Below are 25,897 nucleotides of genomic sequence, written 5' to 3' on the forward strand. Positions count from 1 at the left end.
ACCCCCCATTCAGTTGATGTTGACTTGGCTGCCCTTGATGTCCAACTGCCCACTGGACTTCACCGCGAGCGCGGACTTCGCCTCGACCTTGACGTCGGCAGTGGAGGTGATCTCGACGCCGGCACCGGCCAGCCGCAGCCGCCCGCCGGCGGAGATCACCACGTCCGCGTCCGCGGTGACGGTGATCTGGTTGTCCTTCGTACTGATCACGATGCTGTTCCTACCGCTGCCGTCGACGATCTCGATGCGCTCGTCCTGCTTGGTGTCGACCAGGCGGATCACGTGCTTGCTGCGGGAGACCATCACCCGTACGTCGTTGCGGCCGTCGGCGTTGGTGACCGGTGGGGCGTCCTTGCCGTTCCACAGCGCACCGACGACGTAGGGGACCTCCGGATTGCCGTGCTCGAAGGCGACCAGGACCTCGTCGCCGACCTCCGGTAGGAAGTAGCAGCCACGGCCAGGGCCGGCCATCGGCGAGGCCACCCGCGCCCAGTCGGTCTCGACATCGTCGGCCAGCCAGGGCAGCGCCACCTTGACCCTGGCCAGACCGTCCGGGTCGTTGTTGTTGGTGACGATGCCGATCACCACCCCGTGGTACCGCCCGTCCGGGTGGGCCGGCTCGCCACCCGCCAACTGGTGGTAGACGTCCGTCACGCCGCGTTCCTCCGTACTTCGAAGCTGGACCGGTAACCGGCCGCTGCGGTCACCGAGTGTTCGACGGAGACGACGTAGTACTCACCGCTGAAGGTCTCACCCGCTCCCTCGATCCGCACCACCTCGCCGGCGTGCAGGCGAGGCTGCCCGCCGCACTCGGCCTCGCCGGTGATGTAGCTCAACGCCAGGTCGTCGAACTGTCCCCGGGCAAGCTGGTCGGCACGGTCCTGGTTCGGCACCGGCAGGTCCACCCTGGTCGATCTGGTTCGGCCGAAGACCCGGCCGACCTCGCGGGGCCCGGTGACGGCACCCATCGCCGTGGACTCGGATCCGGAGCCGAACGTGGCGACGACGGCCTTCTTGGCGGCCACGTCCCAGCCCCGTACGGAGTGTTCGGCAGCCTGGCCCATGGTCCGCAGCCGGGGGGTGAACTGGGAGATGTCGTCGCCGACGCGCAGCTTCGCCGCCGGCACCCGGCCGTGCTGCGGCGGCCGGAAGGACAGCACCTTGTCCCGTACGTGAATCTCGTACCCGAGCAGCCCCGCCCTCCGCTGCAGGAACTCCAGATCGGTCTGGTTGTTCTGCAGTACGTAGTCGAGGTCGGTGCGGGTGTCGGGTACGTCGGCGCGCAGACCCGCTTCCTTGGCCAACTGCCGAGCGATGGTGCTGTCCCTGGTGCGGGTGAAGGTCCTGGTCCGCTGCCGGCGGGCCAACCGGTGTCGCAGGTCGTAGCCGCGGATGGTCAGCGTCGGCGGCCGGCCTTCCGCGAACGACGGCTCCAGGCTGGTGATCTCCCCGGTGATCGCCAGGTGCAGGTCCTTCACGTACCCGAGCGAGATCCGCACCTCGGTGCCGACCGCGAACAGCGTGGAGTCCGACCAGGTGACCGCGAGCCGCTCCGCGTCCCAGTTCTTCAACGTCACGGTGAACATGCTCAGCGCGTTCAGGTCCTCCAGCACGGTCACCGACTCCACGTCCTTGTGGGCGTTCGGCGGCAGGCGCCGGCCACCACACCGGATCTCGAAGTCCGGCCCCGACTCGGCGGTTTCCATCGTCTGACTCTCCGCTCAGCTCAGCCGCGGGATGGTCAGGACCGTGCCGGGACGCAGGTCACGGGGGTTGACGATGCCGTTGGCCGAGGCGATGTGCCGCCACAGCCGCGGATCCCGGTACTCGGCGGCGGCGATGCTGTGCAGCGTGTCGTTGCGCCGCACCACCCACGTCTTGTGCACGTCGGAGGAGTGCAGCTCACGCTCCTTGAGCTGCGCGTCGGTGAGCGACTCCACGAAGCTGCAGGAAACCGTCGCCCGGACCGGTGTGCCGTCGGGCAGGAACATGGTGAACCGTTCGCTGATCTGGGTGAGCACGCCGGTGAAGATGTCGGCGAAGGCACCCCAGGACAGGGTGCACAGCGGAGGTCGGTGCAGTTCCTTGTCGAACTCGGCCAGCCGGGCCACCCGGCCGGTCAGCGCGGTGACGTCGGTCGCGTCGCCGGTCTGGAACGGATTGGGTGGCGTCACCAGCGAGGTGGCCCGGGCCCACATGGACGCCTCCGCCCTCGACTCGTAGGTGTCGAAGAACAGCTCGAGCGACAACGTCGCGGGCTGCATGGCCGCGAACTCCTGCTGCAACCCGCTCCACGTCCAGGCACTGCCCTTGCCGGCGCTCTCGTGCGCGTGCCAGTTGACCGACCGCGACCGGGTGATCTCGTGCGGATTGAACAGCGCCTCGATCGGGCCGTTGCGATCGAAGTCCGTGCCGTCGTGGGCGATGGTCAGTTTCTGCAACCCACCGCCGCCGGGGCCGAACCCGAGCGCGGCGCTGGCCAGGCCCGCCTTGTTGAGACTCACCGCCGCACCCCCCGACGCTCGGCCTCGACCGCCAGCCGGCGCATGATCCGGCCGTGCACCTGCTCGGTGACCTGCCCGACGTCGACCTGCGGGGCCGGCTGAGCAGGCGGCTGCGGCACACCACGGTCGGCCCGGGTCGGCCCGGACCCGAAACTGCCGGGCAGGGGGCCGGCGCCGTCGCGCGAGCCGACTCCACGGCCGCCGAGGAAGGTCGCACCATGCCCGGTCGCACCATGCCCCGGGCCGCCGGAAGCCGCCCGCATCGGGCCCGCACCGGCCGGGTGCTGTGGTACGCCGGCCGCCGACGGTGCGGCCAGCGGAAGCTGCGGCGCCGGTCGGGCCGCCGGAGGCCGCGCCGTGACCACCTGGGACGGGGTCGCGGCGGGCGAGCGCTGCCCGCCGGTGGACGGCACACCGGCGGCGGGCCAGCCGGCCTGATCTGCCGTGGGTGGCGTGCGGAAGACCAGGTGGGGTCCGCTGGCCATCCGGCCCGGGTCGCCGATCAGCCCGGCCCAGTCGGCAGGGCCGGCTGCCGTCGGAGCCGTAGCCGTGGGAGTCCACGGCCCGGCGTCGGCGGCCGGGGCACCCGTCGGCACCGCCGGCCCGGTGGCCGACGGTCCGATGGACGCCGGCCGTTTGGCCTGGTCGGCCGGCGATGGCGCGGAACCCGGTTCGGCAGACACGGCCGCCTTGCGTTGGATGGTCAGCGGCCGGCCGGCGGCCGGCCGGGGCGGCACCGGCTGCGTGGAGCGGCCGGCGACCCCGGGACCGGTGGCGGCCCACACCGGGCTCGACTCGGCAACGGGGCGGGCCGGGCGCGCCGGCACCACCGGGCCGGACGCGGCGGCCGGCGATCCGCCGGCCGGGTCGGCGGCCGAACGGCGGGCGGACGCGACCGGCCTACGGTGCGCCGGGGCTGGTGGCCCGGCGCTCGCCGGGTCGGCGGCCGGGCTGGTCGGCAGAGCAGCGGCCGGGGCAGCGTGTCCGGCGGACGGCGGCGGTGCGGGTCGCGCGTACACGATGGGTGTCGTCGGCCCGGTGTGCTGCTGCGTGGCCAGGTTGACGTAGCGCGAAGCGACCTCGGCCAGCGGCAGACCCGCCGGCATGGTGTGGTGGCGGGTGAGCGCGGACCGGGCCTGGCCCAGGTCGATCAGGCCGGGTCGCCGGGCCGGCCGGGACAGCCGGTGGACCAGCGCCGGGTCGAAGGTCGTGTCGTCGTTCATCCGAGGCTCCCGGTCAGCCGACCATGCCGGCCACGCCGTGCGCCAGCGCGGCGGCCTGGCCCAGCAGCGGCTTGGTCAGACCCTCGTGCACCAGCTCCAGCGACTCGAAGCCGACATCGTCGCCGCTCGCGCTGAACGTCGGGCCGGTCCAGCGCACCGGCAACGCGTTGCGGAAGTTCCACCACATCACCGGGATCTGCCGCCGGTCGAGCAGCACGATCGTGCCGCTGCGGCGCTGGATGACGCCCCGGGTGGTGTTGTCGTACCAGCCCCACAGACCGCTGAGCGGGCTCAGCCCCTGCCGCAGCACCAGGTGCGCGGGAGTGGCCGCGCCGGGCAGCTGGTGAACGAAGCCGTTGACCCCGCCCTCCCGGTAGGACTCCATCTCGATCTGACTTTCCAGGCCGCTGACCTCGTTGAACCCGGCCAGCAGCAGGCCCTCGATCTCCACCGCGAAGTTGAAGGTCTGGAACGGGTCCGGCAGCCGCAGGCCGGTCCAGTTGCCCACGGCGGCAGGTGCCCAGCTGAGCCCGAGCGGAATCCCGGTCGACATCATCTCCGTGCCCCTCCCTGTTCATTGAGTCGCTCGTTGATCCGCGCGACCTCCGCGACCCAGCGCTGCCGTTCCCGGTGGTCCAGCTGCATGATCTCGTGATAAGGCCAGTGAAAGTGATAGGCCAGGTACGCTACTTCCTCGTGCAGCCGGTCCGGGGAGTAGCGCGTCATCCCCCCAGGCTGGGCGGCTCCACTTCGAACGATCCACTGCAGTGTGGGCAGTCGACCTGCAGCCGGGCGTGCCCGTTGAGGTTGATCCGCTGGTAGAAGTCCTGCAGGTAGGCGAGATCGGCGGAGTAGAGGTTCTCCACCACGTTGGTGTTGATGTACTCCAGTCCGCCCAGCCTGGTGATCACCCGGGCCAGCAGGATGATCACCAGGTAGCCCGGGTTCGACCGTACCCGGGGATCCTTGATCGGCTCGATCTCGTCGAGCGCGGTGGCCATCCGCATGGCTCCCTCGCGGTGCACCGTGCCGTCCGGCGCGACCAGTCCGTGCGGCAGGGTGAACGGGAACTCGGTACGGCGGGCCTCGACGACGCCGGTCAGCTCCACTGGTCGACCTCGATGCGTTCACAGGCGAGGATGAGTTGCTCCACGGCGATCTCGTCGCTGGTCGCGCTGAGGCTGGGTCCGCTCCACGACTTGGGCCAGCAGTCGAACAGGTTCCAGGTCACCTTCGGATTGCCCTGCTGGTCGAGCAGGGTGATCGACACGTTGTGCCGTTCCACGGTGCCCTTCATCACCTTCTGCCGCCACTCCCACAGCTTGCTGTCGCTGGTGAGGCCACGGCTGAGCGTGATGTCACCGTAGCTGTTCAGCCCGGGAATCTTGCGCGGCGCCAGGTTCCGGTCCGTACCCTCCCGGTACTCGGCGACGTTCTGGCTGGTCTCCAGCCCGGAAGCCTCCCGGAATCCGGCCCGGGTGATGCCGTCGAGCTCCACCGCGAAGTTGTACCCGAAGTATGGGTCGAGTCTGTCCACAACCGCACCTCACTGTTTGTCCGCACCGACTGTTGTCCGCACCGGTCACGCCACGCCGACCGTCACCCCGCTCGCGCCGTGGATGACGCGGACGGTGATGAACTCGGCCGGCGCGGTCGGTGCCACTCCGATGTGTGTCACTACCACCCCGGCCTCGATGACCGCGGGTGGGTTCGTCTCGTGGTCGCACTTGACGTAGAACGCCTCGGCGGGCGTGCGGCCCTGCAGGGCACCGCGCTGGAACAGCCCGTCGAGGTACGCGGTGAGTTCCCGCATGATCCGCACCCACAGCCGGACGTCGTTGGGCTCGTGCACCAGGCCGGTCATGAACCGTTCGATCCACCGGCCGATCGTGCTCACCAGGCGGCGGGCGGTCACGTCCTGCCAGGCCGGGTCGGCGCCGAGGGTACGCGCGCCCCAGACCCGTACGCCCCGGCCGGGCAACGCCCGCAGGCAGTTGACCCGCTGCCCGTACAGCGTGCCGACCTCGGCAGCGGTGAGCTGCACCTGCAGGTCGACAATGCCCTCGACCACGGTGTTGGCCGGTGCCTTGTGGACGCCGACCCGTTGGTCGGCGGTGGAGTACACGCCGGCCACGTGCCCGGACGGCGGCAGGTGACGCAGCCGCCCGTCGGCGCCGGACGCGCCCAACCAGGGGTAGTACAGCGCGCCGAACGCACCGTCGGCCCCGGTCAGCGCCGCGCACTGCTCGGCGACCTTCGCCGGGTCGACGGCCGGGACGCCGTCGAGCAGCGCGAACCGGTCACCGTGCTGCCGGCAGTGCCGCAGCATCGCCTGCTGTGCCTGCACGACCGGGGCGAGATCCTTGTCGACCGGCCACGGCGCGGCGGCCACGATGCCGGGGGCACAAATCAGGTCGACATCGTCCAGGTCGTCCAGCGTCGCCAGTGCTTCCTGCACCTCCTCGACGGGCGTCAGCCCTCTGGGCACCCGGACGACGTGACACAGCGTCCCGCCGTTGTCGAAGAACCCCCGGACCGCGTCGGCCAGGAAGCCGTCCGGGGCGTCGCCGGAGGTCGCACCACCGAAGACCGCCTCGAACTGCGGCCACAGGGTCAGCCGCTGCGGGGTGTACGGGCCGGTGGCGGCCCGGCCGAGGAAGGCGGGCACCCCGGTGAGCTGGGTCGGTGGCGGCGGCGGGAACACGTCCTGCCGGTGCACACCGGGTGTCAGCGGGTAGGTCACGGTTTCGTCCGGGCGTCCGCTACTGGACCCCGCCGGCCCACTGGCTGATCCGGAACACCACGAACTCGGCCGGGCGTACCATCGCCACCCCGATCTCGACCACCAGTTGGCCGGCGTCGCGGACCGCGGCCGGGTTGACGGTCTCGTCACAGCGTACGTAGAACGCCTGCTCCGGGGTGTTGCCCAGCAGCGCACCGGAGGCCCACACAGTGGTCAGGAAGGCACTGACGTTACGCCGGATCTTCGACCACAGCTCCGGCGCGTTCGGCTCGAAGACCACCCACTGGGTGCCTTCGTCGATCGATTCGCGCAGGAAGTTGAACAGCCGCCGGGAGGAGATGTAGCGCCACTCAGCCTGATCCTTGCCGGCGAGGGTACGGGCACCCCAGATCGTGATGTTGCCGCCGAACTTGCGGATCACGTTGATGTCGTCCGGGTTGAGCCCGGCCTGCTGCTGCTTGCTGACCAACGCCTCGACGCCCAGCGCACCCCGAATCACCTCGTTGGCCGGCGCTTTGTGCACACCCCGCTCGGTGTCCACGCGGGCGTACACCCCGGCGATGTGCCCGCTCGGCGGCTGGTACACCTTGTTGCCGTCGGCGTCGGTGACGCCCACGTCGATCCACGGGTAGTAGATCGCGCCGTAGCTGCTGTCCCGGACGTCGCCCTGGATCGCTGCCTTGGTCAACGTGGTGGTCTGCCGACCGTCGAGGATCGCGAACCGGTCCTGCAGGTACTGGTTCTCGCAGTGGTCGAGCAGCGCGGTCTGCACCGCGTCGCTCACCGCGCCGGGGATCGCGACCAGGGCGATCTCGTCGATCGCGGCGAAGGTCGCCAACGCGTCGATCAGGTCGTCGTCCGAGGATCCGGCGGCGGCAGCGGGGGCAGAGGCGGCATCGTCGGCGTCGTCATCGTCGGCGTCGGCGGGTGCGGGTGCGGGTGCGGGTGCGGAGGGGGCGGCGACGCGGGTGATCCAGCAGCGGCCGCCACCGTTGTTGAAGAAGCCGTACACGGCGTGGGCGAGGGTGCGGTTGCCGGGCTGGATGTCGCCGAAGAGGTTCTTGAACGTCTCCCAGCCGTCGACGAGCTGAGCCTCGCCGGCAGGCGCCACCACGTGGAAGTCGGCCGGCACGGGGGTGCCGTCCGCCGTCACACCGGCACGACCGGGCAGCAGCGGCATTGTGACGTCGTCGGCGACGACACCGATGAAGCCGGCGGTGCTGGTCCCCACACCGGCGATCGGCTTGATCGCCGAGGGGACCTCCTCGACGTACACGCCCGGCGCTAGATACTGCGGCATCTGTGGGTACTCCCCCTCGTCAGGACTCGTGGCCCACGCCCTGGCCGACACGAATGACCGTCCCGGTCACCTCGGGCCCGACCGGCATGGATTCGAACACGTCGACGCTGAGCGTGACGCTGTAGTGCAGAACCGCTTTGGGTCGACCGCCCATGGCCTGCCAGAACTCGCCGATGCCCTGCAGTTGGCTCTCGGCGGTGACCATCGCGCGCAGCGGTGGCTGCTGCCCGGCCAGGTCACCGCGCAGGTAGTCGGCGGGAATCTCCCGGTGGCGCAGCAGCACCCGCAGTACGTCGCCGAGCAGCCGGTGCTCGTCCTGCGCCGGGTTGGGCGCGCTGTCGTTGGGCCAGGCGGTGACCAGGTAGGAGCAGTCGACCCGGGCCGGCACCCGCCGACGGGTGATCATCCCGGACTCCTGCCGGGTGTTCTCCCACTGGTTGGTCCGCAGCTCGTGGTTCTCCCGTACGTCGTAGAGGAAGAACGCGATCGCGGGCAGGGTGACGCCGGAGGGCGGAAACTGGTCGTCCGGTGTGGCGAAGCTGACGGTGATGCCGGGCAGCGCCAGCTCGCCCTGCACGAGGGCGGCGAGCGACGCGTCCAGATCATGAAACACTGCCCTGTCCCGCCCCCAATTGCGTCCTTCGCGCCGGTCGACAGGTCTACCGGACGGGCGTCCCACGAGCGTCTGCGCCGGCGTCTACCGGACCGCCTCGGCGGATCCTGGGCGACGAACCAAAGGGCTTGACGTGGCAAGTCACATGTCAATGTGATGCGCGCCACATAGGCATCACGCTGTCCCGACCACCACAGTCACGAGATGAACAGCCCCCTGAAGATCTCTCCTGCCCTGGAGACCTCCCCCGGCGCGTACCCCCGTCTGGCGCGCAGGTTGTTGCGGACCCGGACCGCCATGTCCGCCCACTCGTTGGGCTGGTAGGTATGCCGGTAGGTGTGTAGCCACGCCTGTTGCGCTCCAGCAGTTCATCAACGAGGTCGTCCTCCGCGAAGAGCGCTTCGAGTTCCGGATGCGTTTCGACCATATGCACGTCGAACCCTCCACAGTCTCGTCAGAAGCGCCGATCAGCGGCGACCTGCCCGTTCGGCGGGTCGGCGCCGAATTCCCCCGCCGAGAGGATCTTGCCCATCTTCTGATACTCACGCCGGGTGGCGTGGAGCAGATGCGCCATGGTCACCTTGCCCTCGTCGGCGGCGGCGAGGAAGGCGCTGGCGAGGGCGATGTTTCGGATGTTTCCGCCGGGCAGATCGACCTGCCGGGCCAGCAGGTCCAGATCGACTGTCGGGTCCAGCGGCGCCTGCTCGGGCCAGACCTGCGTCCAGATGCGGCGACGGTCCGCCACCTCGGGGACCGGGAAGTCGACGGTGGCGTGCAGCCGGCGGGTGAACGCGTCATCGAGGTTCTTGCGCAGGTTCGTCGCCAGGATGACCATGCCCTCGTGCTGCTCCATCCGCTGCAGCAGGTAGCTGACCTCCAGATTGGCGTACCGGTCGTGTGCGTCACGGACCTGGGAACGTTTCCCGAACATCGCGTCGGCCTCGTCGAAGAACAGCACCGCGTTGCTGGTGGCCGCCTCTTCGAAGATCCGGGACAGGTTCTTCTCCGTCTCGCCGATGTACTTGCTCACCACCGTCGACAGGTCGATCCGGTAGAGGTCCAGGCCGAGTTCGTGGGCCAGCACGTCGGCGGCCATCGTCTTGCCGGTGCCCGACGGGCCGGCGAACAGCACCGCCAGGCCGCGCCCGTTGGCCAGCTTGCGCTCGAACCCCCAGGACTCGTAGACCAGGGCCCGGTAACGGGCCTGGTCGGCGATCTCCCGCAACTGCTGCATCCGGTCGGCGGGCAGCACGATGTCCGACCAGCCGTAGTGCGGCGTGATCCGCTGCGCCAGGTCGGTCAGCTTACGGTTGGACTGCAGGCGGCACGCCGCGTACAGGTCGTCCTGGGTGATCCCGGGCGCGTCGGGCGTCCGGGCGTACGCCAGGTTGCGGGCCGTCGCCGCGGCGTCGCGGATCTGGCCACCGGTGAGTCGGAACTTGCCGGCGACGGCGGCCGGGTCCAGGTCACCCTGGTCCCCCCCGACCAGCGCGTCGTCCCAGATGCGCAGCCGCTCGGCGTAGCCGGGCGCGGGGAACTCCAGCCGGACGAAGGTCAGGCCCGCCGGCAGGTCGACCGGCTCCCAGGTGGTGCCACCGGCCAGGAACGACGGAGCAGGGTACGCCGCCAGGGCGGACATCAGCAGCGACAGCCGTGGCCGGGCCTGCTCGACCAGCAGGGAGTCGGCGTTCACCCAGCACATGACCGCGCCCTGCAGCCTGGCTTCCCGCTCGACCAGGCCAACCAGGGTCGCGAACTCCTCGGCCGGGCGGTCGGCCAGCAGATCGGCGGACACCACCAGCAGCGGCGCGCTCCAGTGACGGGCGCACGCCGCCGCGAGGCTGCGCCGGCCGACGCCGTACGGCCCCTGGCAGTAGACCAACAGGTCGTCGCCAGCGTGCTCCCGCAGCCGGGCCAGGGTCGCCGCGAACTCCGCCGGAAAGTGCAGGTCGTCGAGGGTCCCGGTCGGTGCGACGATCCGGGCGTACGGCTGAAGCTGCTCGGCGAGGTCGTCGTCTTCCAGCAGGAAGCCGACGACCCGTGGGTCCAACCGGAGGTTGTTACCCAGCAGTGAGTGCACCGGTGCGGTCGGGTCCTCTGTCGACGTGACGAGCCGATGGCGGAGCAACGGTGCCGACGGCGCGAACCGGGCTCGCGCGGCCATCCGTGACTGACGGTCGGCGCACAACATGGTGAGAACGAGATCGACCGTCGGCAGCCGGCGGGTCAGATCGTCGTGCAGGTAGCCGTACAGCCGCTCGTAGCTCCGGTCGATCTCGGGCGCGAGGCAGGCCACGATCACTTCGACGTCGAACGGGGCGAGGTCGAACATTCCGGCCAGTGCCACCAGCCGCAGACCCACACCGTCCCGCAGGCTCTGTGCCACCCGCTCGCCGATCTCGTGGGACAACCTGTCCAGCTCGGCGGCGGTCCCCGGGTCGTCGTCGCCCGGCGGCGCCCAGTCGGGTACACCGTCCAGCAACGCGTCGGCTTCGGCCTCGGAAACATAGAAGGTGGAAAGCTCGCCGCCGGGCCGGGGTCGGGCCTTCCGGACCCGACTGACCTGCCTACCCAGCACCAGGTCGAGCCGGGCGAGTTCGGCCAGCAGGTGTTCCGTCGAGTTGGCGTACCCCGAACCGTCCATGGATCCCAGCACCTCGTCCCGGTTGTCCCCGACCGGTAGATCATCGCCGCCGGAAGGGGCCGGCACGATCGTTGATACGCCGACCGTCAGCACCGATCGGCCGTTCCCCGGTCGGATGTCCGCCGTCCGGTCCGCCCGGATCTGCTCGTAGAGGACCGTGGTGTCCACCGACGGGCGCACCCCGAACTCCTGGTCCACCACCGACGTACACAGATCGTACTGGCGAAGCGCGGCGATCCGGTCACCGGCGGCGTAGTGCAGCCGCATCAGCTGGCGGTGGGTCCGCTCGCGCGCCGCGTCGTGGCGCAGCACGGTCTGACCGAGGTCCACGCCCCTGGCGTAGAGACCACGGGCCTCGCAGTAGCCCATGAGCTGTTCCTGCATCAACAGGTAGGTGTCGCGTAGCCGGTCCCGTTCGGCACCGCACCAGTCGTGGTACCAGGTGGCGAGAAGATCTCCACGGTAGAGCTTCAGCGCATGCTCCACCGCCTGCGCCTGGTCGTCGGAGAGCGCTTCGCCGGGCACGTCGCGGACCGCCGCGTAGCTCTGCTCGAACGCGTCCACATCCAACCAGCAGGACGCATCCGGGTTGATCCGTACCCAGCCGGGGTCGATGACGACGAGGTCGCTCGCCGGCCGCCGGTCGTTCGGCTGGTCCTGCATGCTCGTGTTGAGCCGCCACAGTGCCTGGCGCAGGTACTTGCGGGCAACGCCGGGCTCGGCCCCCGGCCACAGCAGTTCCGAGATGGATTCGCGGGCGTGGGTCCGGTCCCGGTGGACGAGCAGGTAGCCGAACAGCTCGAGGGCCTTGCCGGGCGGAGCGTTCAGTGGCTGGCCACGTCGGAGGATCGAGACGTCATCGAAGAGTCTCACCTGCACGACGCGTCTCCTTCGTACCGCAACGGCCCGCCCGGCCGGCCACCGCCGGCACGGATGCGGGCGCCGCTCGCCGCCTCGTCGCCGCACGTCGTCCCCGGCTCCGGTGCCAATCGGACATACGGGCGCCACGCTACTCCACGGTGGTTCGACTGGTCACCGTGACTGTCGTCGACCGGCCACCGTCACCCGCGACAACGGGCGCCCCGCCACCCGCGTGGCCCGCAGATGAGACAGAACAGGTTCGGTCCGGCATGGCGACATCTGCCGACGTACATCGATGCCATATGCCATGCGGCTCCCTGCCGTCCCCTGCCCAACCAACCTCCGGAGGGCAACGATGGTGCTGGCGCAGGCTGCTCGCGCTCTCAGCCGCAGCGGCAGCCACCGGCACCACGGTGCTCGCCTGGTACGCGTTCGACGGAGGTCACACGCCGACGACGCCACCGGCCAGCCAGACACCTCCGCCGAAGGCCGGTGCCTGCACCGCCAGCTACCGGATCATCAGCCAGTGGACCGGCGGTTTCCAGGGCGAGGTGACCGTACGCAACGGCACCTCGACCCGCGACCACGGGATGGACGGTGACCGCCCGCAACGCGAGCTGGAACGGCAACCTACCCGGCAGCGGCAGCACCACGTTCGACTTCCTCGCCTCCTGGAACGACACCAAACCGGCACCCACGTCGAGCTGCACACTCGGCTGACCGCCCGGGTGCCCGACACTGGAAACGCGTACCCCGCCGGCGCGGTTATGGCTCACGGGCTATTTCCGGCAAAAGCAGGGTATGCCTCTCACTGGGCGGCGAGCTCCGCCGTAAGACGGCGCGCGATCGCCCTCTTACGCCGGTTCACCACACCGGCAAAGTTGACCAGGAAACCAAGATAGACAATGGTATCGGATGCCCACATGTCGACCTGAGAACCACCATCCGAGCGACGTCCGACGGTGATTGACATGGTGATTCCACCACGGAATCCCCGCCGACGCATGTTGATCGTTCCCGGCCCGCTGGCTGCCGTCCACAGCACGGCACGCGGGCCGGCGAACGACTCTCGGACGATGCGAGCGACCTCCGCTGGATCGTAGGTCGTCTCTATTGTCGTCGTCTCGACCGCATTCCGCGTCTCGATGAGCTGCCAGACAAGTACGGCGATCGGGCCGACAACCAGCATGATACACAGAAGACTTTCCACAGCGTTCTCCTTCTTCAGCGCGCGCACGGATCGATCCAGCGGAGCATTTACGAAAGACGCAGCAGATTCAGCCGCGCCCCTCCCTGATCTGCGCAATTCGTTCCATCTCGAAACCCGTCAGCATGGCGGACGACAGCCCGCGCGACCGCTTGAATTCGATGCCTGCGTCGATCAATGGCAACGCGAGGGGGATGCGAAGTGCGTCACTCCCGTACATTTCCCAGACGAGGCGGGCGGCGCCGAAGGTCGCGAATCCACCGCGATCGTCCGCCACGACGGCCTGAAGTCCGGCGAGGAAGCCTTCCCGGTCGCCGGTCGCGTGACCGTAGAGTCCCCCGACGCGGCGCCACAGGTCCCCGCCGTCGATGCCGCTGTGCTGAGCGTCGAGCGAGTAGCGGCCGAACAGCCCCAACCACCGCAACATGTCGTCGGGGAACGGCGACCGACGCTTCCTACCGAACAGTCCCATGTCCCGTCTCTGACGGACCTAGGTCTGTCAGAAGGCAACCGGGAACTGCGGAGGAGGGACCCCCGTGTCATCCAGCAGGACAGCAGGCGGACGGTGTCCGCGATGAGCCGATGGCCGGCATCTCCAAGAGCCGTGGACACACCGAGGAGACAGGAGCTGCCCGCTCGGGACCGGGCAGCTCCTGATGGAAATCGGTGGGCGCGGCAGGTTTCGAACCTGCGACCCCTCGCTTGTAAGGCGAGTGCTCTCCCACTGAGCTACGCGCCCGGGCATCACAAGAATCGCCGGCCCGGCGGCGGCCAGTTTACCCTGCCGTCTCCGGCGCGGCGCGACCGAGTTCCCGGCGGTCGGCGACCGTACGGCCGGCAAGCGGACCGCCCCGGCCCGCGGGGCCCGCTGGACGGTAGCGGGTCCCGCAGGGTCGGACGCTGGTCAATCGGCCCGGAGGCTGGTCAGTTGTCCGTGACGCTGGTCAATCGGCCAGGTCGGCCAGCGCCTTGCGCCACACGGCCTGGTCGCGGGCCTGGCCCGGCCCGTTCATTTCGGCGAAGCGGACCACGCCGGCCTTGTCGATCACGAACGTGCCCCGGTTGGCGATCCCGGCGGCGTCGTTGAACACCCCGTACGCCTGGGCGACCGCGCCGTGCGGCCAGAAGTCGGCGAGCAGCGGGAACTGGAAACCTTCCTGCTCCGCCCAGATCTTGTGGGTGTAGACGGAGTCCACGCTGACGGTGAGCGTCTGCACGTCGTCGTTGACGTAGGCGTCGATGTTGTCCCGGACCTCCTGCAGCTCGCCCTGGCAGGTGCCGGTGAACGCGAGCGGGTAGAAGATCAGCAGGACCGCCTGCCGACCCCGGAAGTCGGCCAGCCGCACCTCCTGGTTGTTCTGGTTCTTGAGGGTGAACTCCGGTGCCGGCGTGCCGACCTCGACGGGCATGTGCGCTCCTTCACTCACTTCTTGGCCTTGGCCCCACGGCGCAGTACCAGCCGGGCGGCACTCCAGTCCTTGCCGGCGTTGACCATGGAAGTCTGTTGCAGTCCGGCGCTGGGCGCGGACTCGCTGATGTCACTCGGCTCGACGTGGCCGTCACGCCCGGCCTTGGGCGTCAGCAGCCACACCACCCCGTTGTCGGCCAGCGGGCCGAGCGAGTCGACGAGCAACTCGAACAGGTCTCCGTCACCGTCGCGGTACCACAGCAGCACCGCGTCGACGACCTCGTCGGTGTCCTCGTCGACCAACTCGCCGCAGCGGTCGGTCAGGGCGTCGCGGAGATCCTGGTCGACGTCGTCGTCGTAACCCATCTCCATGACCACCATGCCCGGCTCGATGCCGAACCGGTCCGCCAGGCTCCGTACGCCGTCGGCGGCCTGACCAGCGGTCGCGCTCACTGTTACTTGCCTCCTCGTCTTGAGCTGCCGGTATCCGTCGGACACCGATAGCGGGTAGTTCACACAGTTGTGCCGCCCGGCGCAAGTGGCGCACCGAGTTCACCGGAATTTACCGTGCCAGCAGCGCTCGGGCACCCTGGGTGATGGCATCTTCGCCGACCAGCACCTGGTTGGCGACCGGGCCGAGGGGGACGTAGGTGTCCAATGCCGCGATCCGGGCAGCAGCTCCGACGTACCCGGCTTCGACCAGCGCTGCCAGCACCCCCTCACCGACCCCGCCGGAGCGGCGGGTCTCGTCGACCACCAGCACCCGACCGGTCGCCGTCGCCTCGCGGATGATGTCGGCCACCGGCAGCGGTGCGAGCCAGCGCAGGTCGACGACCCGACAGCCGGCCCCTTCGGCGGCCAGCCGGGCCGCGACCCGCAACGACATCCGTACGCCGTTGCCGAACGTGATCACCGTCAGGTCCTCGCCGCTGCCGACGGAGTAGCTGCGGGCCCGGCCGACCGGGATGTGCCGGGCGCCCCACTCCCCTGGCGGGGTGTACGGCGCCAGCCACAGTCCGTCGTCCGGACTGTGCAGGTCACGGGTGTCGTAGAGGGCGACGGGCTCCAGGAAGACGCACACACTGCCGTCGACCGCCGCGCTGGCCAGGCAGGACCGCAGCAGCCCGGCGGCGTCGTCGGCCCGGGCCGGCACGGCCAGGACCAGGCCGGGTACGTCCCGCAGCACCGCCAGCGAGTTGTCGTTGTAGAGATGTCCGCCGAGGCTCTCCTGGTAGGCCAGACCGGACACCCGCAGCACCATCGGGTTGCGGTAGCCGCCCCGGGAGAGGAACTGCAGCGCGGCGGCCTCGCCGCGCAGCTGGTCCTCGGCGCTGTGCAGGTGGCTCAGGTACTGGATCTCCGGTACCGGCAGCTGACCGGCCAGTCCGGCGCCGAGTCCGATGCCGAGGACTGTGGTGCCGTCGCCGGTGGTGTCGAAGACGCGGTGGTCGCCGAACCGGTCCTGCAGCCCGGCGGTGACGCCGTGCACCCCGCCTTTGGCGGCAACGTCGGCACCGAACACGGTCATTGCCGGGTACGCCAGCAGACCGTCGGCGAGCGCCGCAGTGATCGTCTGGGCCAGGGTCATCGGCCCGCGTTCCTCGGGCAGCCGGGTGCCGAGGGTGGTGGCGCGGGTGGTGGCGGCCGCTCCGGCCGCGCGGGCGCCGGTGTCGGCGACCACCCGGGCGACCCGGATCGGCCGGCGCGGGGCGATGGTGGCCACGACCTGCCCGGCGGTTTCGAGCTTGGCCTCCCCGATGACCTCCTCGGCGACCTTGCGCACCTGCCAGCCGACTTCGTCGTACCGGGAAATGATCTCGTCGGGGCTGGCCAGGCCGGCGGCGACCAGCAGCCGCGCGGTGCCGACCAGTGGGTCGCGGGCGACGTCGCGGTCGATCTCCTCAGCCGACCGGTACGCCGATTCGACGTCGGCGCCGCTGTGCCCCATCAGCCGGACGGTGGACAGGTGCAGCACCGCCGGCCGGCGGTGCTCGCGGACCCAGGCGGCAGCCTCAGCGGCGACGTCGTAGGTGGCCGCCAGGTCGCACCCGTCGGCGGCGAAGTACCGCAGCCCTGGTCGGGAGCGCAGCGTCTCGGCGACCCAGCCATCCGGCGACCGTACGCTGCCACCCAGGCCGTTGTCCTCGCAGACGAACAGCACCGGCGTGGACAGCCCTGCGTGATCGGCCCAGCCGGCGGTGTTGAAGGCCGCCGCAGCAGCGGCATGGTTGACCGCCGCGTCGCCGAAGCTGCAGACCACGATGGCGTCGTCCGGCCAGGGCAGCCGGGGTTCCAGGTACGCCCGGCCGACTGCGGCGGACCGGGTCAGCCCTGGTTGACGTTGCCGGACGGTCGGCACCATCCGGCGCATCCGGTCGATGCCGAGCGCGGTCCCGACCGCCCGGGGCAGGTGCCCGCCGACGGTGCCGGAGGTGGGCACGATGTTGATCGCGGTGTTGCCGAACACCTTGCCCCGGCCGCCGGTGGTCGGGTCGGAGGCGGAGGCGACGGCGCCGCGCAACACGTCCCAGGCGGCGTCGGTGACCGGGTCGGTTCCGGCTTCGCCAGCGTCGGTGCCGGCCGCGGGGTCGGCCACGCCGGGGCGGAGGCCCGACTCGACGCCGGGCTCGTGGCCGGCGGCGAGGCCGGCCTGGGCGAGCCGGGCGCAGTAGAAGCCACCGGACCGGTAGTGCAGTAGCGCCGGGTCGGTCACCCGGACGGCGGCCGCCAGCGCCGCGTTGCCCTCGTGGCCGGACGAGCCGAGCGTGTAGAAACCTTCTCCGAAGCTGCGCAGCCAGCGTTTGGCCAGGTCGAGATGGCGGCTGGTGAGTTGGGCGTCGAACAGCGCCAGCGCGGACTGCCCGGTGAGCAGGGTGCCGTCGCGTACCGGCTGTTCGGGTGCCCGTCGGTCCGGCGCGGTGTCCATCGCGGCGACCGCGGTGCGGAACCGTTCGTCGAGGTCCTGCGGGGTGGTCACGTCGGACAGCATTACCGACGCCCGCCAGGCGCGGCCACCGGGCGGCGAGCGGGCCGCCACTGGGCCGGGTCGGGGCAGACTGCAGCGCCGCTGGTGGCCGGGGAGGTCATGGTCGCGATGCTACGCGGCAGCCCGGCAAACGGCAGCGCAGCCGCGCCGCCGGGAGCGGCTTGGACACGGCAGCGCAGCCGCGCCGCCAGCGGGGTCACTTGCGGGCGGCGGATAGCATAAGGTTCAGTACGTTCTGAACGTTCGTAACAGCCGTTGATCGTCACAGCCGTTGATCGTCAAACGCTTCGAGGCGCAGCGTCGACAACCCAAGTCAAGGAGGCGAGGTCCGATGGCTGACCCGGCCATCCGTACCGAGCAGTTGATCAAGACGTACGGCCGCAACCGCGGCCTCACCGGCCTCGACCTTCAGGTCGAGACCGCCGAGGTGTACGGGTTCCTCGGCCCCAACGGGGCCGGCAAGTCCACCACAATCCGGCTGCTACTGGATCTGATCCGCCCGACCAGCGGCACCGTCCGGGTGCTGGGGCTCGACCCGCGCGCCGACGGCATTCCGCTCCGCCGACGGATCGGCTACCTGGCCGGCGACTTCATCGTGGACGGCCGGCAGACCGGCCACGAACTCCTCACCTATCTGGGCAACCTGCGCGGCGGGGTGCCCAAGGCGCGGATCACCGAACTGGCCGACCGGCTCGACCTCGACCTCGGCCGGCGGATCAAAGGGCTGTCCAAGGGCAACCGGCAGAAGGTCGGGGTCGTGCAGGCCTTCATGCACTCCCCCGAGCTGCTCATCCTCGACGAACCGACCAGCGGCCTGGACCCCTTCCTGCAGCAGGAGTTCGTCGCGATGGTCCGCGAGGCAAAGGCCGCCGGGCAGACCGTCTTCATGTCCTCGCACGTGATGAGCGAGGTGCAGCAGACCGCCGACCGGGTCGGCATCATCCGCGACGGCCGGCTGGTCACCGTCGAACGGGTCGAGGAGCTGCGGGAACGGGCGGTACGCCGGATCGAGATCGTCTTCGACGCACCGGTGCCGGCCGACGAGTTCGCGACGGTTCCCGGGCTCAGCGACGTCGTGGTGCGCGACAACCGGCTCAGTTGCCGGCTCGACGGACGGGCCGATCCGCTGATCAAGGCGGCGAGCCGGTACACCGTCGTCAGCTTCCTCGCCGAGGAGCCCGACCTGGAGGACCTCTTCTTCACCTACTACGAGCGGACGGAGACCGACGGTGTTGCTGCGTAACCCGTTCACCAAGGCGCTGCGCGACAACCGCCGGTCCATGCTGGGCTGGGCGGTGTCGATCGCAGCCGTCGGCACCATGTACGCGGCGTTCTGGCCGACCATGCAGACACCGGAGATGGCAGACGCACTGGCTGCATATCCGGAAGGGATGCTGGAGGCGCTCAACTTCGAAGACGTCACCAGTCCCGCCGGCTATCTCGGCAGCGCCGTCTACGGACTGCTCATCCCCCTGCTCGTGGCGGTGTTCGGGATCGGCGCCGGGGCCCGGACGATCGCCGGTGACGAGGAGACCGGTTCGTTGGACCTGCTGCTCGCCCACCCGGTCGGCCGGGCCCGGGCCGCGCTGCAGCGGTTCGCCGCGCTGCTGGTCGGGCTGGTGGTCACCGGGGCGCTGCTCTGGCTGGCCCTGGTGGCGATCCGTGGTCCGGCCGAGTTCACCGCCGTCGGGGTCGGTGCGCTGGCCGCGATGACCCTGCATCTGGTGCTGTTCGGCACCGCGTTCGCCGCCCTGGCGTACGGCGTGGGGGCCGCCACCGGCAGCCGCGCGACGGCGCTCGGCGTCGGCGCGGCGGTCGCCGTGCTCGGCTACCTCGCCAATGCCGTCCTGCCCCAGGTCGACGCATTGGCGTGGGCCCGCGACGTCTCCCCGTTCCACTGGTACCTCGACGGCGACCCGTTGGTGAACGGGGTGCAGGTCGGCGGCGTACTGCTGCTCGCCGGCTTCGCCGCGGTCTGCGTCGCCGCCGGCACCTGGCGCTTCACCCGCCGCGACATCGCCGTGTGACGAATCCGCCGCGCGGCCGGGTTGGTGGGTGCCGCGCCGGCCGGGCCCGCCCAGCCGGGCGGGCCCGGCTGCCACACTGGCAGGCATGGACTCCGACGTGATCTCCATCCGGACCGGCTCCCGACCCGTGGTGCGTGACATCACCGCCGAGGCGGGACGGTTCGTCGCCGGACGTGGCGACGGGCTGCTGCACGTGTTCGTACCGCACGCCACCGCCGGTATCGCGATCATCGAGACCGGTGCCGGCTCCGACGACGATCTGCTCACCGCCCTGGACCAACTGCTGCCCACCGACGACCGCTGGCAGCACCGGCACGGCTCCCCCGGGCACGGCCGGGACCATGTGCTGCCGGCGTTCGTCGCCCCGTACGCCACCCTGCCCGTGCTCGACGGCCGGCTCGCCCTCGGCACCTGGCAGTCGGTCTGCCTGGTCGACCCGAACGGGGACAACGCCGACCGCAAGGTCCGGTTCTCCTTCCTCGCCGGTTGACGGCGGCCGACTCGCTGGTCGAGACGGCCGGCCGGGGCGGTCGGAGCCGGGGCCGGAGCCGGCCGGAAGTTACCGTCTGGTACCTGTGTCCCAGATCGCCTCTATGGCGACCGCGCGTGACGCAACCGGCCTCCAGGGGGCAGGATGGTCAGTAGAGACCTATCCCACACACAACTGAGGGAACGCCTGTGGCCACGGAACGCAAGCGCCCGGTGATCAGCGACGGCCTGCCGAGCCAGCTTCCGGACATCGACCCTGAAGAAACCAGCGAATGGGTCGAGTCACTCGACGGAGTGATCGACGAACGCGGCGCCAAACGCGCCCGCTACGTCATGCTGCGCCTGCTCGAACGGGCTCGGGAGCGTCAGGTCGGGGTGCCGCCACTGACCACCACCGACTACATCAACACGATTCCGCCGGAACGCGAACCCTGGTTCCCCGGCGACGAGATGATCGAGCGGCGGATCCGCGCGTACATCCGGTGGAACGCCGCGGTGCTGGTGCACCGCGCGCAGCGGCCGGAGATCGGCGTCGGTGGCCACATCTCCACCTACGCCAGCGCCGCGTCCCTCTACGAAGTGGGGATGAATCACTTCTTCCGTGGCAAGCAGCACCCCGGCGGTGGTGACCACATCTTCTTCCAGGGGCACGCCTCCCCCGGCATGTACGCCCGCGCCTTCGTCGAGGGCCGGCTGTCGGAGCAGCGCCTCGACGGCTTCCGGCAGGAGCTGTCGCACGCCGGGCTCGGCGGCGGCCTGCCGTCGTACCCGCACCCGCGACTGATGCCGGACTTCTGGGAGTTCCCCACCGTCTCGATGGGCCTCGGCGCGATCAACGCGATCTACCAGGCCCGGTTCAACCGGTACCTGCAGCACCGGGGCATCAAGGACACCTCCGACCAGCACGTGTGGGCGTTCCTCGGCGACGGTGAGATGGACGAGCCGGAGTCGCTCGGCGCGATCGGGGTGGCCGCCCGCGAGGAGCTGGACAACCTCACCTTCGTGATCAACTGCAACCTGCAGCGGCTGGACGGCCCGGTGCGCGGCAACGGCAAGGTCATGCAGGAGCTGGAGGCGTTCTTCCGGGGCGCCGGCTGGAACGTGATCAAGGTCGTCTGGGGCCGGGAGTGGGATCCGCTGCTCGCCGCGGACACCGACGGCGCGCTGGTCAACCTGATGAACACCACGCCGGACGGCGACTACCAGACCTACAAGGCCGAGTCCGGCGCGTACGTGCGGGAGCACTTCTTCGGTCGCGACCCGCGTACCCGCAAGATGGTCGAAGGGCTGTCCGACGACGAGATCTGGAACCTCAAGCGCGGCGGACACGACTACCGCAAGCTGTACGCGGCGTACAAGGCGGCCACCGAGCACACCGGCCAGCCGACGGTGATCCTGGCCAAGACGATCAAGGGCTGGACGCTCGGGGAGCACTTCGAGGGCCGCAACGCAACCCACCAGATGAAGAAGCTGACCCTGGACGACCTGAAGACCTTCCGGGACCGGCTCTACCTGGACGTGCCGGACGAGCAGTTGGAAGCCAACCCGTACCTCCCGCCGTACCTGCGCCCGGCCGACGATTCCCCGGAGATGACCTACCTGCAGGAGCGCCGCAAGGCCCTCGGCGGGTACGTGCCGACCCGGCGGACCGCCGCCCGTCCGCTGGCGGTGCCGGGCAGCGAGCGGTTCGGTGACGTCAAACGCGGCTCCGGCAAGCAGAAGGTCGCCACCACGATGGCCTTCGTCCGGCTGCTCAAGGACATCATGAAGGACCGCGAGTTCGGCAAGCGGTGGGTGCCGATCATCCCGGACGAGGCGCGGACCTTCGGCATGGACTCGCTGTTCCCGACGCAGAAGATCTACTCACCGCACGGGCAGAAGTACACTGCGGTGGACCGGGAGCTGTTCCTGTCGTACAAGGAGTCCACCGCCGGGCAGATCCTGCACGAGGGGATCAACGAGGCCGGCTCGGTCGCGTCGTTCACCGCCGCCGGCACGTCGTACGCCACTCACGACGAGCCGATGATCCCGCTGTACATCTTCTACTCGATGTTCGGCTTCCAGCGCACCGGTGACGCGTTCTGGGCGGCGGCCGACCAGATGGCCCGCGGCTTCGTCCTCGGGGCCACCGCCGGGCGGACCACGCTCAACGGCGAGGGCCTGCAGCACGAGGACGGGCATTCGCAGCTGCTCGCCGCGACCAACCCGGCGGTGGTCGCCTATGACCCGGCGTTCGCGTTCGAGATCGCCCACATCGTGGAGAACGGCCTGCACCGGATGTACGGCGAGTCGCCGGAGAACATCTTCTACTACCTGACGGTGTACAACGAGCCGATCCTGCAGCCGGCGCAGCCGGACGGGCTCGACGTCGAAGGACTACTCAAGGGCCTCTACCGGTACGCGGCGGCACCACAGGTGAGCCGGGCCGACGGCGCCGAGGTGCCGCGCGCGACGATCCTCGCCTCCGGCACCGGGATGCAGTGGGCGCTCAAGGCCCAGCAGCTGCTCGCCGAGGACTGGCAGGTGGCCGCCGAGGTGTGGTCGGTGACCTCCTGGACGGAGCTGCGTCGCGACGCGGTCGCCTGTGAGGAGCACAACCTGCTCAACCCGGGCGGTGACCTGCGGGTTCCGCATGTACGCACGGCGCTGGCCGACGCGCCCGGCTCGGTGGTCGCGGTCAGCGACTGGATGCGGGCGGTGCCGGACCTGATCGCCCGTTGGGTGCCGGGGGACTACACCTCACTCGGCACCGACGGTTTCGGGCTGTCGGACACCCGGCACGCGCTGCGTCGGCACTTCCACGTCGACGCCGAGTCGGTGGCGGTCGCGGCATTGCGCCAGTTGGCGCTGCGCGGCGAGATCCCGGCCGAGGTGCCCGCTGGCGCCGCCAAGAAGTACGCGATCGACGATGTCGGGGCTGCCCCGGTCGGGGAGACCGGCGGCGAGTCCTGATCCGCGGCGACCGCTGTCGACGGGCCCTGGCGGGTGACCGCCGGGGCCCGTCGCGTCCGGGGGCCGCACCGTCTGCGGACCTGCCGTAGCTGGGGTCGGCCACGGTCAGCAGACGTAGGTCCGGTCGGCCACAGTCAGCAGACGTTGGTCCGGTCGCCGACGTTGGTCCGGTCGCCGGCGTTGGCGGCGTGCCGGGCGGCGGCCAGGTCGGACAGGCGGCCCAGGGAGGTCTCCAGATCGGCACCGACCCGGTGCTTGCCGAGTCGCAGCAGGGTCGCGCTGACCTGGCCGGCCGGCCACCGCACGATGGTCAGCCGTACTGCGGTGCCGTCGCCCTCCGGGGTGAGTTCGACCTGCACCTCGGTACGGGCCTCGGCCCGCAGGCCGGGACCGGCGGCCCGCTCCCGCCAGGCGATCAGCTTGGGCGGCTGGAACTCGATTACCTCGGCGTCCGCGGCCGCGCCGTCCGCCGTGTGCACCCGCATCCGGCGGATGTCGCCGCCGATCACCTCGGCCTGGCGGACACCGGCGAGCCAGTCGGGCAGCAACGCGGCCTGCCCGACCACCTCCCAGACGGTGTCGATCGGGGCCTCCGCCCGTCCGCTGCGTTCGATGAGGATCATCTGCCCGCCTGTCTCTGCCTGCTCGTCCTGACAGGCGCAGCCTAAATCACATTTTCCACAAAAGGTGCAGACTTCGCTGTTCGCCCGACGCCACCGCGACCGCCGCACGCCGACCGGTCCGGTCGGTCGCCCCCGAGCCGACGACGGTGACCGGACCTGGCCGTCGGGCGGGGATCGGCCGCCCGTAGGCTGGGGCCGTGACGGTACGCGTACGCTTCGCCCCATCCCCCACCGGTATGTTCCATGTCGGCGGTGCCCGTTCAGCACTGCAGAACTGGATCTACGCCAAGCAGCACGGGGGCGTGTTCGTACTGCGGGTGGAGGACACCGACGCGGCCCGCAACCGCCCCGAGTGGATCGAGGGGATCCTCAGCGCGCTGGACTGGATCGGCATCCGTCGTGGTTCGTACGAGGGGCCGTACTTCCAGTCGACCAACGCCGGCGAGCACCGCGCGGCGGCCGACCGGCTGCACCAGTCCGGGCGTGCCTACTACTGCGACTGCGCCCGCGCCGACGTGCAGGCCCGCACCGGCAGCGAGTACCGGGGGTACGACGGGTTCTGCCGCGACCGGGGTCTCGACGCTGGTGCTGGACGGGCACTGCGGTTCCGCACTCCGGACACCGGCAGCACCACGGTCGTCGACCTGATCCGCGGCGAGCCGACGTTCGAGAACCAGTTGATCGAGGACTTCGTCATCGCCCGGGGCGACGGCTCACCGGTCTTCCTGCTGGCCAACGTGGTCGACGACATCTCCCAGGGGATCACCCACGTGATCCGCGCCGAGGAACACCTGCCGAACACCCCGAAACAGCAACTGCTCTGGGCAGCACTCGGGGTCAAGCCACCGGTGTGGGCGCACGTGCCGGTGGTCGTCAACGAGAAACGCCAGAAGCTGTCCAAGCGCCGCGACAAGGTGGCGCTGGAGGCGTACCGCGACGAGGGGTACCTCGCCGACGCGATGCGCAACTATCTGATGCTGCTCGGCTGGGCGCCGAGCAACGACCGGGAGATCGTGCCCTGGTCGGTGATCGAGGAGGAGTTCCGGCTGGAGGGGGTGAACCCGTCACCGGCGTTCTTCGACGAGCGCAAGCTACGCGCCTTCAACGGCGAGTACATCCGGGCGCTGCCGGTCGAGGACTTCATCGCCGCCTGCCAGCCCTGGCTGACCGGGACTCCGTCGGCGCCGGCGCCGACCGGCAGCGGTATCGCGCCGCCGCCGTGGCGGGCGACCGACTACGACCCGACGACGTTCGCGGCGGTCGCCCCGCTCGCTCAGACCAGGATCGCCGTACTCAGCGAGATCGTCGCCAACGTCGATTTCCTCTTCCTCGACGTCCCGGTGATCGACGACGCCGCGTGGGCAAAGGCGATGAAGGACGGCTCGGCCGACCTGCTGGACGCGACGATCGCCGCGTTCGCGGCGCTGCCGGACTGGTCCGCCGAGCCGTTGAAGGCGGCGCTGGAGCAGGTCGGCGCCGAGCGTGGCCTCAAGCTCGGCAGGGCCCAGGCACCGGTACGGGTCGCGGTGACCGGCCGGTCCGTCGGGCTGCCGCTGTTCGAGTCACTGGAAGTCCTCGGGCCGGAGCGCACGTTGCGTCGGCTGCGCGACGCCCGCGCCCGGCTCGGCTGACGCCGCGACGCCCGCGCCCGGCTGGACGCCGCGACGGTCCGGCCGGATCGCCTGGACGCTGCGACGGTCAGGTCAGGTGCTACGGCGGCGGACGAAGAACGCTCCGGCCGCCACCGCGACCAGCAGGACGACGGCACCGACCAGCCACGGCCACCAGGGCGTCGACTCGGTGGAGCTGGTCGCCTGCGGCGTCGGCGGCGCCGGGGTCGCCTCCGGTGTCGGTTCGGCGGCGGTGGGACTGGGCGCCCCGGTCGGTGACGGATCAGCGGTCGGCTCGACACCGACCGTCAAAGTGAAGGCGAGTGTGCCCTTGACCCAGTGCCCATCAGTAGACAACACATTGTAGTCCACTGTGTATTCGCCGGCGGGTCCGGGACGGAACGGCACGCTCACCGCCTTGCCGTCCACTACGGGCGCCCCGGTGGACGCCGCAGCGCCGTCCGGACCGGTCACACTCAGTTCGGTCTGCTCCTGGTTGAGATTGGCCAGAAAGGTGAGGCGGACCGTCTCGGGGGCCTGCGCAAGCTCCGCGCCGTCAGCCGGATCGCTCCCAGTCAGCACGTTGTGTGCCTGGGCCGGTGATGCTCCGAACAGCACCGCGAGCATCCCGACGAACACCGCGAGCAACACCCCTGGTACGCGTACCACCCTGTCCCCCACCTGTTGCGATCGCCGGATACGATCGG

At 70.3% G+C, this 25,897-nt stretch carries 25 protein-coding genes and 1 tRNA gene; 6 read left to right on the forward strand and 20 right to left on the reverse strand.

Features of this window, described 5'->3' with window-relative positions:
• Positions 1-9: 9 nt before the first annotated feature.
• The 12 genes from O7629_RS17825 to O7629_RS17880 all read right to left on the reverse strand — a co-directional run bounded on the left by O7629_RS17825 (position 10) and on the right by O7629_RS17880 (position 11,906).
• A complete protein-coding gene (locus O7629_RS17825; RefSeq protein WP_278170479.1) occupies positions 10-654 on the reverse strand; it encodes a phage baseplate assembly protein V in 645 nt (214 codons plus the stop codon).
• Positions 651-1,706 carry a contractile injection system protein, VgrG/Pvc8 family gene (locus O7629_RS17830; RefSeq protein WP_278170480.1) on the reverse strand — a complete coding sequence of 352 codons (1,056 nt, stop codon included), beginning with the start codon at positions 1,704-1,706 and terminating at the stop codon, positions 651-653. The genes O7629_RS17825 and O7629_RS17830 overlap by 4 nt, the downstream gene beginning before the upstream one ends.
• A 15-nt stretch (positions 1,707-1,721) precedes the next feature.
• Complete coding sequence (locus O7629_RS17835) at positions 1,722-2,504, reverse strand: LysM peptidoglycan-binding domain-containing protein (RefSeq protein ID WP_278170482.1); 783 nt, start codon at positions 2,502-2,504, stop codon at positions 1,722-1,724.
• A complete protein-coding gene (locus tag O7629_RS17840) occupies positions 2,501-3,727 on the reverse strand; it encodes a hypothetical protein (protein WP_278170484.1) in 1,227 nt (408 codons plus the stop codon). The genes O7629_RS17835 and O7629_RS17840 overlap by 4 nt, the downstream gene beginning before the upstream one ends.
• Positions 3,728-3,740: 13 nt before the next feature.
• A complete protein-coding gene (locus O7629_RS17845; RefSeq protein ID WP_278170487.1) occupies positions 3,741-4,283 on the reverse strand; it encodes a phage tail protein in 543 nt (180 codons plus the stop codon).
• Positions 4,280-4,453: a DUF6760 family protein gene (locus tag O7629_RS17850; RefSeq protein ID WP_199757663.1), complete on the reverse strand. Its 174-nt coding sequence runs from the start codon at positions 4,451-4,453 to the stop codon at positions 4,280-4,282. Before O7629_RS17850 ends, O7629_RS17845 begins: the two co-directional genes overlap by 4 nt.
• Positions 4,450-4,836: a hypothetical protein gene (locus O7629_RS17855; protein ID WP_278170489.1), complete on the reverse strand. Its 387-nt coding sequence runs from the start codon at positions 4,834-4,836 to the stop codon at positions 4,450-4,452. Before O7629_RS17855 ends, O7629_RS17850 begins: the two co-directional genes overlap by 4 nt.
• A complete protein-coding gene (locus tag O7629_RS17860; protein WP_278170490.1) occupies positions 4,827-5,264 on the reverse strand; it encodes a phage tail protein in 438 nt (145 codons plus the stop codon). Before O7629_RS17860 ends, O7629_RS17855 begins: the two co-directional genes overlap by 10 nt.
• A gap of 45 nt (positions 5,265-5,309) precedes the next feature.
• Complete coding sequence (locus tag O7629_RS17865; protein ID WP_278170491.1) at positions 5,310-6,470, reverse strand: phage tail sheath subtilisin-like domain-containing protein; 1,161 nt, start codon at positions 6,468-6,470, stop codon at positions 5,310-5,312.
• A 19-nt stretch (positions 6,471-6,489) separates the two neighbouring features.
• Entirely contained in the window at positions 6,490-7,770 is a 1,281-nt protein-coding gene (locus O7629_RS17870) for a phage tail sheath subtilisin-like domain-containing protein (RefSeq protein WP_278170492.1), read from the reverse strand.
• Positions 7,771-7,789: 19 nt separating this feature from the next.
• Positions 7,790-8,383 carry a DUF4255 domain-containing protein gene (locus O7629_RS17875; protein ID WP_278170493.1) on the reverse strand — a complete coding sequence of 198 codons (594 nt, stop codon included), beginning with the start codon at positions 8,381-8,383 and terminating at the stop codon, positions 7,790-7,792.
• A gap of 454 nt (positions 8,384-8,837) precedes the next feature.
• Positions 8,838-11,906, reverse strand: a complete 3,069-nt coding sequence (locus O7629_RS17880) for an AAA family ATPase (protein WP_278170495.1) — start codon at positions 11,904-11,906, stop codon at positions 8,838-8,840.
• Between the two features lie 579 nt (positions 11,907-12,485).
• On the opposite strand from O7629_RS17880, the gene O7629_RS17885 reads away from it, so the two are divergent.
• Positions 12,486-12,608: a hypothetical protein gene (locus O7629_RS17885; protein ID WP_278170496.1), complete on the forward strand. Its 123-nt coding sequence runs from the start codon at positions 12,486-12,488 to the stop codon at positions 12,606-12,608.
• A gap of 88 nt (positions 12,609-12,696) precedes the next feature.
• Here the strand turns inward: O7629_RS17885 and O7629_RS17890 are convergent, their stop codons facing one another.
• The 6 genes from O7629_RS17890 to O7629_RS17915 all read right to left on the reverse strand — a co-directional run bounded on the left by O7629_RS17890 (position 12,697) and on the right by O7629_RS17915 (position 17,492).
• Complete coding sequence (locus O7629_RS17890; RefSeq protein WP_278170498.1) at positions 12,697-13,125, reverse strand: hypothetical protein; 429 nt, start codon at positions 13,123-13,125, stop codon at positions 12,697-12,699.
• A 40-nt stretch (positions 13,126-13,165) separates the two neighbouring features.
• Positions 13,166-13,510: a hypothetical protein gene (locus O7629_RS17895; protein ID WP_278170499.1), complete on the reverse strand. Its 345-nt coding sequence runs from the start codon at positions 13,508-13,510 to the stop codon at positions 13,166-13,168.
• Between the two features lie 252 nt (positions 13,511-13,762).
• Positions 13,763-13,834, reverse strand: a tRNA-Val gene (locus tag O7629_RS17900).
• A 205-nt stretch (positions 13,835-14,039) separates the two neighbouring features.
• Positions 14,040-14,504, reverse strand: a complete 465-nt coding sequence (locus O7629_RS17905) for a peroxiredoxin (RefSeq protein ID WP_278170501.1) — start codon at positions 14,502-14,504, stop codon at positions 14,040-14,042.
• Between the two features lie 14 nt (positions 14,505-14,518).
• Complete coding sequence (locus tag O7629_RS17910) at positions 14,519-14,956, reverse strand: DUF3052 domain-containing protein (RefSeq protein WP_123602854.1); 438 nt, start codon at positions 14,954-14,956, stop codon at positions 14,519-14,521.
• Positions 14,957-15,065: 109 nt separating this feature from the next.
• The gene (locus O7629_RS17915) at positions 15,066-17,492 is read right to left on the reverse strand and encodes a transketolase C-terminal domain-containing protein (protein ID WP_278170503.1); all 2,427 of its coding nucleotides are present in this window, start codon (positions 17,490-17,492) and stop codon (positions 15,066-15,068) included.
• A 328-nt stretch (positions 17,493-17,820) separates the two neighbouring features.
• Here O7629_RS17915 and O7629_RS17920 point away from each other — a divergent pair, with 328 nt between their 5' ends.
• The 4 genes from O7629_RS17920 to aceE all read left to right on the forward strand — a co-directional run bounded on the left by O7629_RS17920 (position 17,821) and on the right by aceE (position 22,957).
• Positions 17,821-18,732: an ABC transporter ATP-binding protein gene (locus O7629_RS17920; protein WP_278170504.1), complete on the forward strand. Its 912-nt coding sequence runs from the start codon at positions 17,821-17,823 to the stop codon at positions 18,730-18,732.
• Positions 18,719-19,516: an ABC transporter permease subunit gene (locus O7629_RS17925; RefSeq protein ID WP_278170505.1), complete on the forward strand. Its 798-nt coding sequence runs from the start codon at positions 18,719-18,721 to the stop codon at positions 19,514-19,516. The genes O7629_RS17920 and O7629_RS17925 overlap by 14 nt, the downstream gene beginning before the upstream one ends.
• Positions 19,517-19,601: 85 nt before the next feature.
• A complete protein-coding gene (locus O7629_RS17930; RefSeq protein ID WP_199757666.1) occupies positions 19,602-20,006 on the forward strand; it encodes a YjbQ family protein in 405 nt (134 codons plus the stop codon).
• Positions 20,007-20,194: 188 nt separating this feature from the next.
• Positions 20,195-22,957 carry a pyruvate dehydrogenase (acetyl-transferring), homodimeric type gene (gene aceE, locus O7629_RS17935; RefSeq protein ID WP_347403678.1) on the forward strand — a complete coding sequence of 921 codons (2,763 nt, stop codon included), beginning with the start codon at positions 20,195-20,197 and terminating at the stop codon, positions 22,955-22,957.
• Positions 22,958-23,091: 134 nt separating this feature from the next.
• Here aceE and O7629_RS17940 read toward each other — a convergent pair whose 3' ends face one another.
• The gene (locus tag O7629_RS17940; RefSeq protein WP_278170506.1) at positions 23,092-23,580 is read right to left on the reverse strand and encodes an SRPBCC domain-containing protein; all 489 of its coding nucleotides are present in this window, start codon (positions 23,578-23,580) and stop codon (positions 23,092-23,094) included.
• Between the two features lie 197 nt (positions 23,581-23,777).
• On the opposite strand from O7629_RS17940, the gene gltX reads away from it, so the two are divergent.
• Entirely contained in the window at positions 23,778-25,211 is a 1,434-nt protein-coding gene (gene gltX / locus O7629_RS17945) for a glutamate--tRNA ligase (protein WP_278170507.1), read from the forward strand.
• Positions 25,212-25,283: 72 nt separating this feature from the next.
• Here gltX and O7629_RS17950 read toward each other — a convergent pair whose 3' ends face one another.
• The gene (locus tag O7629_RS17950; RefSeq protein ID WP_278170508.1) at positions 25,284-25,859 is read right to left on the reverse strand and encodes a copper resistance CopC family protein; all 576 of its coding nucleotides are present in this window, start codon (positions 25,857-25,859) and stop codon (positions 25,284-25,286) included.
• Positions 25,860-25,897 lie beyond the last annotated feature (38 nt).

The sequence above is a fragment of the Solwaraspora sp. WMMD792 genome, assembly GCF_029626105.1.
In the GTDB taxonomy this organism is placed as follows: Bacteria; Actinomycetota; Actinomycetes; order Mycobacteriales; family Micromonosporaceae; genus Micromonospora_E.